Source organism: Flavobacterium piscis (assembly GCF_001686925.1).
Classification (GTDB): Bacteria; Bacteroidota; Bacteroidia; order Flavobacteriales; family Flavobacteriaceae; genus Flavobacterium; species Flavobacterium piscis.
In genome coordinates this window covers 142,665-157,518 of sequence record NZ_LVEN01000012.1, presented here as the reverse complement: position 1 = coordinate 157,518, position 14,854 = coordinate 142,665, and the positions used below count along the sequence as shown (strand labels likewise).

At 36.5% G+C, this 14,854-nt stretch carries 8 protein-coding genes; all 8 read right to left on the bottom strand.

The features are described from left to right. Positions 1-28: 28 nt before the first annotated feature. Positions 29-1,546 (bottom strand): RagB/SusD family nutrient uptake outer membrane protein, encoded by a 1,518-nt coding sequence (locus tag FLP_RS07765; RefSeq protein ID WP_065449126.1) that lies wholly within the window; start codon positions 1,544-1,546, stop codon positions 29-31. A gap of 138 nt (positions 1,547-1,684) precedes the next feature. Next, complete coding sequence (locus tag FLP_RS07760) at positions 1,685-4,687, bottom strand: SusC/RagA family TonB-linked outer membrane protein (protein WP_065448952.1); 3,003 nt, start codon at positions 4,685-4,687, stop codon at positions 1,685-1,687. Between the two features lie 213 nt (positions 4,688-4,900). Continuing rightward, complete coding sequence (locus tag FLP_RS07755) at positions 4,901-8,992, bottom strand: two-component regulator propeller domain-containing protein (RefSeq protein WP_065448951.1); 4,092 nt, start codon at positions 8,990-8,992, stop codon at positions 4,901-4,903. 215 nt (positions 8,993-9,207) lie between these two features. Continuing rightward, entirely contained in the window at positions 9,208-10,842 is a 1,635-nt protein-coding gene (locus FLP_RS07750) for a pectate lyase family protein (protein WP_065448950.1), read from the bottom strand. 241 nt (positions 10,843-11,083) lie between these two features. Next, positions 11,084-12,268, bottom strand: coding sequence for a mannonate dehydratase (uxuA, locus tag FLP_RS07745; protein WP_065448949.1), 1,185 nt, complete (start codon positions 12,266-12,268; stop codon positions 11,084-11,086). A 296-nt stretch (positions 12,269-12,564) separates the two neighbouring features. Continuing rightward, positions 12,565-13,377 carry an SDR family oxidoreductase gene (locus FLP_RS07740; protein ID WP_065449125.1) on the bottom strand — a complete coding sequence of 271 codons (813 nt, stop codon included), beginning with the start codon at positions 13,375-13,377 and terminating at the stop codon, positions 12,565-12,567. Between the two features lie 182 nt (positions 13,378-13,559). Then, a complete protein-coding gene (locus FLP_RS07735; RefSeq protein WP_065448948.1) occupies positions 13,560-14,222 on the bottom strand; it encodes a bifunctional 4-hydroxy-2-oxoglutarate aldolase/2-dehydro-3-deoxy-phosphogluconate aldolase in 663 nt (220 codons plus the stop codon). Between the two features lie 5 nt (positions 14,223-14,227). After that, on the bottom strand, positions 14,228-14,677 hold the full coding sequence (locus FLP_RS07730; protein WP_065448947.1) for a NanQ anomerase/TabA/YiaL family protein: 450 nt from the start codon (positions 14,675-14,677) through the stop codon (positions 14,228-14,230). Between the last annotated feature and the right edge of the window lie 177 nt (positions 14,678-14,854).

The window sequence follows — 14,854 nt, the reverse complement described above, 5'->3', positions numbered from 1 at the left end:
CTAAATTTTTAATTTTCATTCTTATGCTTTAGTAACCAGGATTATTTGGTTTTAAATTAGGATTAATCGCTAACTCAGTTCCCGGTAATGGAAATAAATAATCTTTTGCAGGATTAAAATTGGCGTGAGGCTCTAAACCACTTGGACCAAAAACTTCCGGGCCATTTTTCAACCTTTTGATGTCGTACCATCTGATATATTCAAAAGCGAATTCTAATCTTCTTTCGTCAATAACCATTTTTCTAAAATCGGCCTGAGATAATCCCGGTGTAACATTTGCAGGAAAAGAAACCAGTTTTCCGGCTTTGTTTCGGGCTCTGGCGCGTACTCGGTTTACATAACCATCAGCTTCTATAGTTCCCGGAGTAATTTCGTTTAAAGCTTCGGCAGCGGTTAGCAATACTTCGGCAAAACGCATGGTGATATAATTGTGTTGAGAAGTTCTTCCGTTGGCACCTGCTTTTCCCGGAAAGCGGTAATATTTTGCAATATGCGGACGTGGCGCTTTTTCGTTATCGCTCGAAGGATAAATTTGCAACGCACCACCCGGACCAGTTTTTTTTCTAATAATCGTATCAAAACTTACCGCTCTTCTGTAATCTCTTTGATCCCAGGTATTAAATACTTTTAGCGACGGAACTGCTACCGAGAATCCTTGTCCGTAACTATAACTATCATCTTTTAATGATCCTGTAAAAAATGCCGTATAATCCTGACCATAATTTCCTGAAACTAAATTATTAAAGTCAATGGTAAACAAAGGTTCTTTTAGAGCCGCTGCTTTTGTAGCGTTGAATAAATCCTGAAAATCAGCATCTAAACCTAAACCAAATTTTGCTTCGTTGCTAATCACATATTTAGATTCGTCATAAGCTTTTTGGTAATTTCCTAAAGTCAGATAAACTGATGCCAAATAACCTGCAGCGGTACCTTTTCCGGGAACGGCTTTTACCTTTGGTTTATCCTCGAGCCATTGTTTTGCAAATTCAAGATCAGCGATGATTTTTGGATAAATCTCAGACTCTTTTGTTCTGCTTAATTTATCAACCTGAGAAACCTCGTTTACCGGAAAATCAATATAAGGAACATCGCCAAAAATACGCACCAAATGGTAGTAAGTAAAAGCTCTTGCAAAATAAGCCTGCGCTACAATTGCGTTTACTTTTGCCGGATCTCCCGGAGTTTTTTTAGCACCTGCAATCGCCTGATTTGCTGCTGCGATAATGATATACGATTGTGGCCAAAAGTTGGCTACAAGCGCATTTGTATCATTCATGTTCATATCATTTACATCGATACGTGCTGCTTGTGTAGTTCTGTCGCCAATATCGGCCATATCATCGCGCAACATTAGCGCAATGGTAAATTCTCTTCCCCAATAATTATTGTGTGCAATGTTGGCAAAAGCTCCGTTTACAGCAGCTTGCAGATCATCTGTGTTATTAAAGAAGTTCTCAGGACGAATAGTTCCTACAGGATGTTCTTCCAGATCTGAACATCCAAAAGCGAATATTCCCAAGAAAAGAAAAGCTATATATTTTTTCATAATACTATTTTTTAGGTATTTGGTGTATAATTTAACACATAGAAACATAGCTTTTTGGAACGCTAAATAAGGCGTTTCACTTGCAGCAATAATCATAGCATTTTGCGTATAACTATGTGTTTAATACTATTTTTTTAACTAGAATTTTAAATTGAAACCAAAAGTGAAGGTTCTTACATTCGGGTAACTTCCGTAATCCAATCCTAAGTTGGTATTGCTTCTTGAATTGTTATCATTCAGGTAATTTACCTCAGGATCAGAACCGGGATATTTGGTAATAGTCCATAAGTTTTGTGCACTGATGTAGAAACGAACTTTGCTTAATCCAATTTTTGAAACCACATTGTCATCTAAACTGTAACCGATAGACACGTTTTTTAAACGGATGTAACTTGCATCATAAACAAATCTTGAAGTAATTCTTTTCGTTCTTGCCGCATTTACTGGCACATTGGTATCGGTGTTTGTTGGCGTCCAGGCATCCAAAACTTCTGTAGTGGCATTATTATTTCCAGAAGCCAGTTCCATCAAAGTATAATTTAAAATCTGATTGCCCTCTGAACCCTGGAAGAAGATGTTTAAATCAATATTTTTATAAGTGAAATCATTATTTAAACCAAAAATGAAATCTGGATTTGGGTTTCCGATAATCGTTTTATCGTTAGAATCCAGTTTTCCGTCACCATTTACATCTTTGAATTTTTCTCCTCCGGCAATAGTTTCAAAATTTCCGGGAAGCACCGCTTCTCCTTGCTGAATTACGCCATCATACACAAACCCAAAGAAAGAACCAACCGGTTGACCAACTCTTAAAATCTGAGATTCTGTTGCAAGAAAATGTCCAGGCGCAGAGTTGATCAAAAGATCTTTGTTGTCAGCCAGTTTCAGGATTTTATTCTTGTTCGAAGAAATATTAAAATTAGTTGACCAGGTAAAATCTGCTCCAATAAAGTTTTTGGTATTAATGCCCAATTCCCAACCTTTGTTTTCTAATTCTCCCACATTTTGAAGCTGAGAAGCAATTCCTGAAATTCCCGGTAAAGGCCTGTTGAACAATAAATCTTTGGTAATTGTTTTATAATAATCGGCTGTAACGCTGATTCTGTTATCAAATAAACCCAAATCAATTCCGTAATCTTGTTGGTATGAAGTTTCCCATTTTAAATTAGGATTATTGATTGCCGTAAGCTGAACCGCATTTACAATCACGTCGCCACTTACATCATATACTTCAGAAAATTTAGACAGCGTAGAGTAGGCATCGATAGACGGATTTCCGGTGGCACCATAACTTGCTCTTAATTTAAGATTAGAAACTGTTTTGCTATCTTTTAAGAAGTTTTCTTTGCTAACATTCCATCCAATTGCTCCAGAAGGAAAAGTTCCGTATTTGTAGTTTTCACTAAAGCTTGAAGAACCGTCACGACGTGCTGTAAAGGTGAATAAATATTTATCATCATAATCAAAATTCAACCTTCCAAAAGCCGATATTAATTCTGTTTCAGACAAACTTGATTCCGGTTTTAAATACACCGTTCCTGCACCTAAATTATGGTAAGAGTTAGAATTCGTCAAAAATCCTCTTGATGCGGCATAAGCACGGTCATTTTTATTTTTTTGATACGAATATCCTCCAAGAACCGTCAGGATTCCTTTGTCAATAATCTCACGTTTAAACGTTAAATAGTTCTCTGTAAGGAAAGAAGAAAATTTAGTATTGTTTATAGAAGCTTCTCCTTTTACATTTTTTCCTGCAATCAAAGTCGACGGAATATATCTTCCGGTTTGAGAATTATTATCGGTTAAACCTAAAGTAGTTTTAAAATTTAAATCTTTTGTAATTTGATAAGAAGCAAAAAAGTTACTTCTGTTTACGGTCGAAAGTGTCTCCAGAATATTATCCATTGCAGTTGCATACGGATTATCAATATCGTCCCCAATTGGAGCCGTTGTCGTATACGTTCCGTCAGCATTATAAATTCCTTTATCCGGCATGAATCTGTACGCCGCTGCAATTACACCCGCTGCACCAGTTCCTCCAGCGCCCGTCTGGCTAATAATTCCTTGTTTGTTTTGTTTGCTTTGAAACATATTCAAACCCACTCTAAATTTATCGGTTAAGTCTGCTTCAACATTACTTACAATGGTGTATTTATCGATTCCTGAATTAATCACCACTCCGTTTTGATTGAAATAGTTTCCTGAAACATAATACCTGATTTTATCAGAACCTCCTGAAAAAGATAATGAGGTGTTCGAAATCATTCCTTCTCGATAAATTACATCCTGCCAGTCTGTATTTGCACCGCCATCTGTATGCGTGGTAAAACTTTTTCTGTACACCACAAACTGTGGCCCATCTAATAAATCTAATTTATTGTTGACAGATTGTACCGATGTTGAATTACTGAATTCGATTACCGGTTTTCCTGGTTTACCTTTTTTGGTCGTTACCATAATAACCCCGTTTGAACCTCTGGATCCGTATATGGCTGTAGCCGATGCGTCTTTAAGAACCTCAATAGAAGCAATGTCCTGAGGTGCCGGCATAGAAACTCCTGCAAAACCATCGACAACAATAAGAGCATCTCCACTTGCATTGATTGATGTTCCTCCACGAACCCTGATTTTTACCGGAGCACCAGGTTCACCACCATTATTAGATTGTACCGAAACCCCCGCTGCACGGCCTTGTAAAGCCTGTTCTGCATTTAGAGTAGGGTAGGCGGTTAATTCTTTTGCGGTCACAGAAGAAACTGATCCTGTAATGTCGCTCTTTTTACGGGTTCCGTAACCTACCACAATAACTTCATCAAGATTTTTAGTATCTGGTTTTAAACTGATATTGATGACCGTTTTGTTTCCCACAGGAACTTCAACAGTTTGATATCCCACATAATTAAAAACTAATACCGCATTTTTCTCCGAAACGAAAACACTATAGTTTCCATCCATGTCTGCAGATCCTCCAACCGAAGAACCTTTTACATATACATTAGCACCAGGAAGCCCAAGTAAGTCTTCGCTGGAAGTAACTTTTCCGGTGACTTTTCTCTCCTGTGCAATTCCAATAATATTTACCAGTAAAAAAGCTACCAGCAAATACCATTTAAGCGATTTGAAATTTTGGTTTGTGAACATTCATTTTGGTTTTTAGGTTAATGTTAGATAAAGTAGAAAATCAGTAAACTCATTCCGATTATGATTATCACAAATAGAAATTGCAGTAATAAGAATTTTGTTTTCTTGATTTTCATAGGACAAATGTAGTAGCCGAAAACGATATAGAAATACAAAAAAGGGTATCTAAAAATTCAGATACCCTTTTTTTGTCCCTTTAAAATAACGAATTCCCTAAAAAATTTCTGAAGATTTAAAAAATTTGTCAGCAAACTGAGTTGGCGTTTCCCCATACTTTTTTTGGAAACATTTGCTAAAGTATTTTGGATTGTTGAAACCTACTTTATAACTAATTTCGGAAACGTTTAATTTATTTTGTTCTAATAATTGAGCGGCGCGTTTTAATCGTATTTCATGAATGAATTCGTTTGGCGTAAAATTCGTCCAGGCTTTTATTTTTAAAAATAACATGGTACGGCTTACACCCAATTCAGTACAGAAAAACGGAATATCAAATTGTTCGTTCGAAATATTTTCCTCGACAATTTTGAATGCCTTTTTTAATAAATCCTCATCCAGAGAAGAAACCGTTATTTCTGAAGGAATAAAATTATCATCGCTTGAGAATTTGTTTTTCAATCGTTCAGTCGAATTCAACAGATTTTTAACGCGAAGTTTAAATTCAATTAAATTGAAAGGTTTGCTGATGTAATCGTCAGCGCCACTTTCTAAACCTTCAAATTTATAGACCAATGAAGTTCGTGAAGTCAGCAGAATAACCGGAATATGGCTTGTTTTTAGATTTTCTTTGATTTTCGAACAAAGTTCCGTTCCTACCATTTCGGGCATAATAACATCGCTGATAATTAGGTTAGGAACATGCTGAAGTGCTTTCTCAAAAGCCATTTTACCGTTTTCGGCTTCGATAATATTATAATCTTCCTTGAGTAAATTTTTCATGAACGATCGTAAAACTTTGTGATCTTCGACAATCAAAATAGTTTGTTTTTCGTCATTTACCACAAAATCATCAATGTCTTCAGGCTCTGTTATTTCGGCTTTTTCTAATTGAGCAGTGTATTGGTCGATATCATCACTAATTCTAAAATCGGTAATAATTTCGTTGTCTAAAAGATGCGTTCTACCTAACGGAAGTGTAACTTTAAAAACCACACCCTGAGTTTCTTTATTGGTCACTTCTATATCTCCCTTATGAAGTTTTACTATATTTTTTACAATCGAAAGCCCAATTCCGGTTCCTTTATTATAGTTTTTCTGAACATTGTTGTGCATTGGAACTTCAAAAAACAAATCAAAAATTTTGTCAATATGTTCAGGCGCAATTCCCACTCCGGAATCTTCTATTGCGATAAAAAGATGCTCATTGTCGTGTGATATTTTTAAGTGAATATTTCCACCTTTTGGAGTATATCTGAATGCATTTGAAATTAAATTATAAAAAACCCGTTCGAGTTTATAGCGATCAAAATACACGAGAATTTCTTCTTCAGAGGATTCGAAAGTATAGTTGTAGCCGCCATCTTTGGCATATTCGATAAAAGATAAAAAGATTTCTCTGGTAAATTTCACAATATTTCCTTCGGCAGATTCCAGCGTAACCTGATGGTTTTCGAGTTTTCTGAAATCCATTAAACGATTAATTAAACTCAAAAGATGATTAGCACTTCCTTCAATCACCAGTAGCTTTTTATACATTTCGTTTGTGCCGTTATAGTTGGCCAGAATTTGTTGCAAAGGCCCTAAAATCAAAGTCAACGGCGTTCTGAATTCATGCGAAATATTGGTAAAGAAATCCAGTTTGGCGATATTATTTTCTTCAATTCGTTTGGTTTCCAGATATTCCAGTTCCAGTTTTTGTTTCAGTCTCGCTTTCGATTTCATGATCCAGATCAAACCGTATAATCCCACACCAATTACAATTCCGTACAATAAAAATGCCCAGATACTGCGCCACGGAGCAGGTTTTACGATCACGGTCAGGGTAGTGGGAACTTTGTTCCAAACGCCGTCATTATTAGAACCGCGAACTTCAAAAGTATAGGTTCCGGGATTCTGAATCGCAAAAATAGCTTCGGTACTTTTGGTTGTCGTCCAGTTGTTTTCCAATCCAACCAAACGATAACTGTATTGATTGTTTTTGGATCGAATATAATTCGGTATTGCAAAATCTATCGAAAAATTGGCCTTGTCATAATCGAGCGTAATGGTTTTGGTATAACCAATGCTTTTTTCTAAAATGCCAATCGAATCATTAGGATGAATGTTTTCGTTCTTGATTTTGAGATTGGTAATTAAAACTTGAGGAGCATACGTATTTAAGGATATCTTCTTGGCATCAAAATACGTCGCGCCGGAAGGGCTTCCGAAATAAAATTGATTCGAATCGAGTTTTAAAGCCGAATTGTCATTAAATTCATTACTCGCTAATCCATCTTTTTGATCGTAAATAACAACCGTTTTGAGTGTTGTACTGTATTTTATAATACCCTGATTGGTACTAATCCATAAATTTTTATCATCGTCTTCAAGAATAGAATGTATCGAAGTGATAACCGTATTTCCGATTCTTAAATTGATTTTATTGAATTTTTTCCCATCAAAATAATGCAAACCCTTTGCTTTTGTTCCCACCCAGATTTTATTTTGGCTGTCCTGAAACAAAGTCAGAATATCATCGCCGGATAAAGAAGCCGAATCGAAAAAGTAATGTTGAATCGAATATTTATTAGGCGTAAAATTGTTCAGCGGAATATAATTTAAACCGTTTTGAGTACCCACCCAGGCGCCTTTTTTTTGATCAACTAAAATAGTACGCACAATATTATTGGTCAGATAATTGGCTTTTGTAGTATCGTTTCCGATTGTTTCAAAAGTTTTAGAAACCGTATTGTACCGAATCAAACCTTTACCAAAAGTACCAATCCAGATGATATCGTTTCCCTCTGCCTTGATCGAATAAACACCGGATTCTTTCAATAAAACAGTAAGATCATCGGCAATTCGGTGGTCTTCCATTCTTTTCGAAATAACATTGTAAGCGGATAATCCTTTTGAATACGTGCCGATCCATAAAATATCACCAGACAAACACATCGATTTAATATCATTTTTGATATTTTGACCGCCTTTGCTGTTGATATAACTTATCGCTTCGGTATTTTTATTGTAAATGGTGATTCCGCCGCCTTCAGTTCCAAAATAGATATTCTGCTTTTTGTCGGCAATAATCGAACTCACCACATCAAAACTCATCGCAATCTTTTTAGAATTCTGATTGTAATTGGAGAAATTCACATTCGAAATATCCCAAATATTCACACCTTTGTAATAACAGCCAATCCAGACAGAACCTTTTCGATCCATGTAAATCGATTTTACCTTATCGATTCCGTTGCTGTTATTGCTGCTGTTTATTTTTTGAACGTTTTTGTCTTTTCCTAAAATATAGATTCCGTCATACGCGCCAATCCATAAAGAACCTTGATTATCAAAGGCCAGAGAACGAATATCGGTATTGATTTCGCGGTATTTATCTTCAGATAAAAAAGAAACAAAAGCATTGGATGTTTTATCAAATTTAAGAAGTCCTTTGTTTTTTGTTCCCACCCATAAATTACCCGAAACATCTTCGGCAATTGCCTGAACATTGAGAAGATCTGTATTGTTTAAAGGATAATTTTTAAAGGATAATTTGCCGTTTTTTCGGTTTATAAGCTGGCATAAACCCTTTGTTGTGCCAATCCATATTGCTCCTTTTTTTGATTTTAAAATCGTAATAATGTTGTTGCTCGGCACCGTAGAAGGATCTGTATCCGAATGAAAAACGGATGTAAAGAGTTTTGATTTTTTATTGTAAATCGTCAGTCCTTTGGAGGTTCCAAACCACATTTCGTCACCAATTTCTCTAATAGACCAAATCGCATTACTGCTGATGGTGTGGTTGTTTTTGGTATGTAAATATCTTGTAAAAGTATTGCTTACAGGATCATAACAGTTCAGTCCGTTGTAAGTTCCTACCCAGATTTTACCTGTATTATCTTCTTCGATAGATAAAATATCGTTGTTACTGATCGAGTGTTTATTGGCAGCATCATTCCTGAAAATAGTAAATTTACTACCGTCGTATTTATTCAGTCCGTCACGCGTACCAAACCACATTTGCCCAAATTTATCCTGATGTATGGCAATGACAGAACTCTGCGAAAGCCCATCGGTTGTGGAGATGTTTTTAAGGCGGTATTTATTTTGGGAAAATACATTCCCGGAAATAAAAAGTAAAACCAAAAGGGCTATTTTGTATTTCATGGTGTTGAGGATTTTGCCACGAAGGCACTAAGGCACAAAGTTTTTTATTCATTTTGTCATTTCGACGGAGGAGAAATCACACACGAAACTCCACGTAGAAAATCGCCAATCTTTGTCGAATTACTAGTGTGATCCTTCCTCCGTCAGGATGACAAACAGTACGTTTAATATTTACTTAAAAAAAACTTTGTGCCCTTGCGACTTTGTGGCATTTATTATTTTTTGCGTCTTTGCAACTGATATTCATAAAGAGAAGGAACCTTATCCATCGACATATTCAAAAATTCCATATAAGCATCAGGGTCATATTTGACTTCGAATTTGGCATTGCCATTCACACCAACAATTCTTGCAAAAGGCCCGTCCTTCATGCCGTAAAGCAAAACTGGTTTTGTGATTTCAGCTGGTTTATCGACCAGAACATTTAGATTCCAAAAAGTACTGAATGGCCCATGCGAAGGTTTCCAGTAATCTGCGCCGCCGCCGCCAAACAAATAATAGCTATTGTTTTTGTCCGGTGTGATATGTACGGTAATATGATCGAATAAGTTTTGATGATTAGCGCCCGAATGCTGATCTAAAAGGGCATCGGCAAAAATCTCGCAATCCTGATAAATGTTTTTAGTAGCAAAAGTGTTGAAACTTAAAGGATGAACTGCTTTATTATAAATTTTCAGATTCTTAACCAAAACATTATGAACTCCGCCCAAAGTCACCGTATAATGCGACATATGAGGGCCATCGGTAATGATATCTTGTATGGTAACGTTCGAGATTTCTTCGCCTAAAATTCCACTGTCAGCATTGGTGATTTTTACATCTTTGACCCAGCTATTAAAAACGCGTGTCAAAAATATCGCATTGTTTCCGGGTTCTACGTGATGTGCCACTCTGGGAATATCAGGAAAAGTAAACCGAAGATGTTCGATTCCTACTTCATCTAAATGTTTCCATTCGACCAATTGTGCCTGATAACTTGGTTTAATTGCAATCGTCAAAGGAGTTTTGATTGTAATTTTGGAGTTTGAAATTTTGGTAATTTCCACTTGCTGTCTTACAATTGGAAGTTTAGGAAATTTCCAATGATGAGAACCTGGTTTTACATTGGCACCTTTATATAAATCTTTGATGATTTCGCCATTTTCGCCATCTTTATTAAAGAGCTGTAATTCGACAATATCGCCCACTTTCAAACCTTTTACATCAGAAACATTGATGGTATGTTCACCCATATTTCCCGAACTTACTTTAGCCAGCGGATTTGGAGTAGGTTCGTATTTATCCAAATATGATTTTACTCGTTCACCCGGAATTTGCGTCCAGATAAATCCCCCCGACCAGGCGTATTGCGAGAAAGGCAAATCGACATTATTTTCGGGTTCGCGTTGTCTTTTATCAAGCGTAGTTAAATATTCACGAAGTTCCGCCAATGATTCCGGATTTTTGAGATACATCATCGGTCTGGGGCAGTAAATTTCAGTTCCCGTCTCTCCTGAACCTGAGCCACGAAGGACAAAATTGCTTCTTTCGATATATACAATTTCGCTCAGAATAATGCGTCCCGCAGGTAATTGCAAAATTACATTTCCCTCAACAGCACTTGCGGCTTTTACAGCTTTTAGTAAAGCTTTAGAATCATCAAGAGCATCATTGGCTTTTACGCCGTAATCAGTAGCATTGATAATTTTTCCCTGAACTTCCGGAATTTGGCTTTCGCCGAAATGATAACCGGCATAACTAAAATCAGGCAGGTAATTTGCTTTCGAATCCGTAAGTATTTTGGGTGTTTGGCCAAAGACGATACTATTTACAAAAAGGCTGCAGCAAATCAGGAGGTTTTGGCGGATCATGGTTGTGGTATTTGGTTAGTTAGTGGTTGGCTATTTACTATTCGCCACAAAGGCGCTAAGAAGCAAAGTTTTTATCGCTTGTCTTGTGATCGTCATTAAAAAATAGCCACGAATTCACGAATTTTTATAATTAATTATGCACAATCATTCGTGAATTCGTGGCAAAAAAACTTGTAATCTAGGTAAAACAAAAACTTCGTGCCTTAGCGCCTTCGTGACGAAAAAAACTTTGTAGCAACTTTTAAAGCGATTTCTTAATTCCCATTTCAAGTCCTCGCAATTCAGCCAGACCTCTTAAACGCCCAATAGCCGAATATCCCGGATTGGTCTTTTTATTCAAATCGTCCAGCATTTGGTGTCCGTGATCGGGACGCATTGGCAATTCGCTGTTATTTCTTTTTTCGACTTCGATTATTGCTTTTACCACTTCATACATATCAACATCGCCTTCAAGGTGATTGGCTTCGTAAAAGCTTCCTTCGGCATCACGTTCAGTACTTCTTAAGTGAATAAAATTCATTTTATCGCCGTGACGTCTTACAATTCCCGGTAAATCATTATCGGCTCTCACGCCGTACGAACCTGTACACATCGTGAATCCGTTTGATTTTGAAGGAGCCGCATTCATCAATTCGATCAAATCTTCCTCAGTACTTACCACTCTTGGCAAGCCTAAAATAGGGTAGGGAGGATCGTCAGGATGAATCGCCATCAATACGCCTTTACTTTCAGCAACCGGAATAATTTCTTTTAAAAAGAAGAATAAATTTTCCTTTAAAGCTTTTCTGTCGATATGATTGTATCCACTTAAAGTGATCAGGAAATCTTCTACAGAATACGCTTCTTCAGCACCCGGAAGTCCTGCCAGAATGTTTTGCTGTAATTTTACTTTGTCGGCATCAGTCATCGCTTCAAAGTATTTTGCAGCTTTTTCGATTTGCGCTTCAGAATATTCTTTTTCGGCTCCCGGTCTTTTCAAAATGTACAATTCAAAAGCGGCAAAAGCATTAATATCAAAACGTAAAGCTTTTGATCCGTCGGCAGTTTCATAAGCCAGATCCGTTCTCGACCAGTCTAAAACCGGCATAAAATTGTAGCAAATGCATTTTATTCCGCATAAAGCCAGATTTCTGATGCTTTCCTTATAATTTTCAATGTATTGAAGATAATTTCCAGTCTGTTTTTTAATGTCTTCATGCACCGGAATACTCTCAACAACCGACCATGTTAAACCCGAAGCCCCTCTTTTAGGATCACCATTTTCGTGTTCAATTTCAACTTTTCGTTTGATAATTTCTTCAATATCCCAAACCTGCCCGTTCGGAATATGGTGTAAAGCAGTCACAATTCCGGTAGCTCCGGTTTGTTTAATATCTTGTAAAGAAACGGGATCGTTTGGTCCGAACCATCTTAACGTTTGTTCCATTTTTGGTATATTTTATTGAATGATGATGATTGTTTTAAAACCTTTTATATATTCATTTTTAGGAGCTGTTCCCGCTATCCGTTTCAATCTTTTGTGCCGAACCCCGGCACAAAAGGATTTCCACTACTATCGGGGCTAGGGCACTCATTTTCATAAGAACTATTTTCCTCTTTATGTCATCCTGAGCGAAGTCGAAGGAACGCAAGAAGCTCCATGAAGTGAGTTGCCAATCTTTGTCGAGTTTCGTTTGTGATCCTTCGTTCCTCAGGATGACAAACTAATACGACAGCAGATTTTTAAATACTCGTCGCAGCAAATCCTCCGTCAACTTTTAAGATCGTTCCTGTGACAAATTTTGACATATCGCTGCATAAAAATAAAAGCGCTCCGTCTATATCTTCCGGAGTTCCAAATCTTCCCATTGGCGTATGTTCGATAATTTTTTCACCTCTTGGCGTTAGTTTTCCTTCAGGAGTAAGTAATAAAGCCTTGTTTTGTTCTCCTATAAAAAATCCCGGAGAAATCGCGTTTACACGAATTCCTTCGCCATATTTTTGAGCTAACTCAACTGCCATCCATTGCGTAAAATTATCAATTGCCGCTTTTGAAGCTGAATATCCCACAACTCTCGTCAAAGGTCTTTGTGCCGATGCCGATGATATATTAATAATATTTCCTGATTTTTGTTGAGCGAAAAGTTCCGAAAACACTTGCGATGGCAGCATTGTACCAATAATATTAAGATCGACTACTTTTTGTAAATCATCGACTTTCATATCAAATATCGCCTGATCCGGACTAATTGTTGCTCCGGGCATATTTCCGCCTGCAGCATTAATTAAAATATCAAGACGACCGTATTTTTCTACGATAAAATCTTTGGCTTTTTCTAATTCTTCTTTATTTAAAACATTCGCCTGAACAGCAAAAGCCTTTCCACCGTTACTTTCTATTGTTGCTACAGTTTTATTGGCTTTTTCAATCGATTGAGAAACGATTCCAACGATGACTCCTTGTTGAGCCAAAACATTTGCAAAGTTGCTTCCCAAAACTCCGGCACCTCCGGTTATTAATGCAATTTTTCCTTTTAGATTAAATATTGAATCCATATTAAATTTTAAATTTATAGGTAATGTTTTTAAACACATAGAAACATAGTTTTTTGGAACGTTTGAAGTCGTTTCACTTTGCATTAATAATCATAGACTATGTAAATAAACTAGTTTTCTTAAAGAACATTCTTCAGTTTTAAAAGTTATGTCTCTATGTGATAAATATTTTCAGGTATTAGTTATCTTCTTATTGTTGCCACTATCTCCAGCATTTTTTTAGTTTCATTTTCGATTACATCATAATCCTGTTCTTCTATGCGTTTTTTGCTGATAAGTTTGCTTCCCAGTCCAACGGCAGAAGCTCCGGCAGAAAACCAGCTTTCAATACTGGCATGAGTAGGTTCTACACCGCCGGTAGTCATGAAAACCAATGACGGAAAAACATCTTTTATGCTGCTCAAAAATTTGGTTCCTAATATGTTTCCCGGAAAAAGCTTAACGAGTTTTATTCCGGCATTTTCGGCCGCTATAATTTCGGTTGGCGTCATACAGCCCGGAGCGTATAAAACTTCTTGATCTTTTAAGAAATCAGCCACTTCAGGAACAAATCCCGGACTAATAAAAAAGTCGGCTGTGGCATCGTTAAAATCTTTGGCCTGTTCAAGGTTTTTAATTGTTCCTATTCCTAATAACATTTCAGGTAATTCGGCATTTCGAATGGCAACCATTCTTTTGAAGTTCGATAAAGCTTCAGGACCTCTGTTTGTATATTCTACGGCTCTGATTCCTGCTTTGTAAAGCGTTCTTAAAATTTCGACACTAATAGTTTCATCTGTTGTAAAATACAACGGAAGAATACCTTGTTTTGCAATAACATCAATAGTGCTTTGAATTGTGCTCATCAGTTTTAAATTTTAACTTTAATGACGATTTTTTTAATTGTTCCTTCGCCAATCATAGCTGCGTGAACATCCGTGGGAAACAAAATCGCAAATTGTTTTTCCTGCAATTCAAAAAACATATCCGGTTTGTCGTGAAAAAAACGAACATCTCTTTCGTCGCTGTATTCCCCGTTTGGACTCACACATTTTTCTCTTGGTTTCCAGGCAAAAGTTTCCGGCCCTTTTATCGAAATCTGAATGTCTATGTTTTGGTCATGGCATTCAAAACCTTTTATACTTTCTTCTTTGGTTGTGCCTTCGCCAACAATTACGATTACTTTTAATCCTTCGGCAATTTCAAATGCGCCTTCTTCAAGTTTGCTGATATCATTTTGATTTACGTAATCAAATGCTTCTTTAAATTTAGTGTGAAGGCTGAAATATTTTGCAGCGTTTTGTAATGAATCTACAATCATTTTATTTGGTTTTAATGTTTCTATTTGAGCTTTAAATAATTATTTAATTCTATTTTTTTAGTTAAATGATTACTTTACATTGTGTTACTTAAAATACTGGTTTGTAAATATTAAAATTTTGTATATAAATATTGGTTATTTACACTTTCTTTTGTCATGAAATTTTTTTTTGAATCC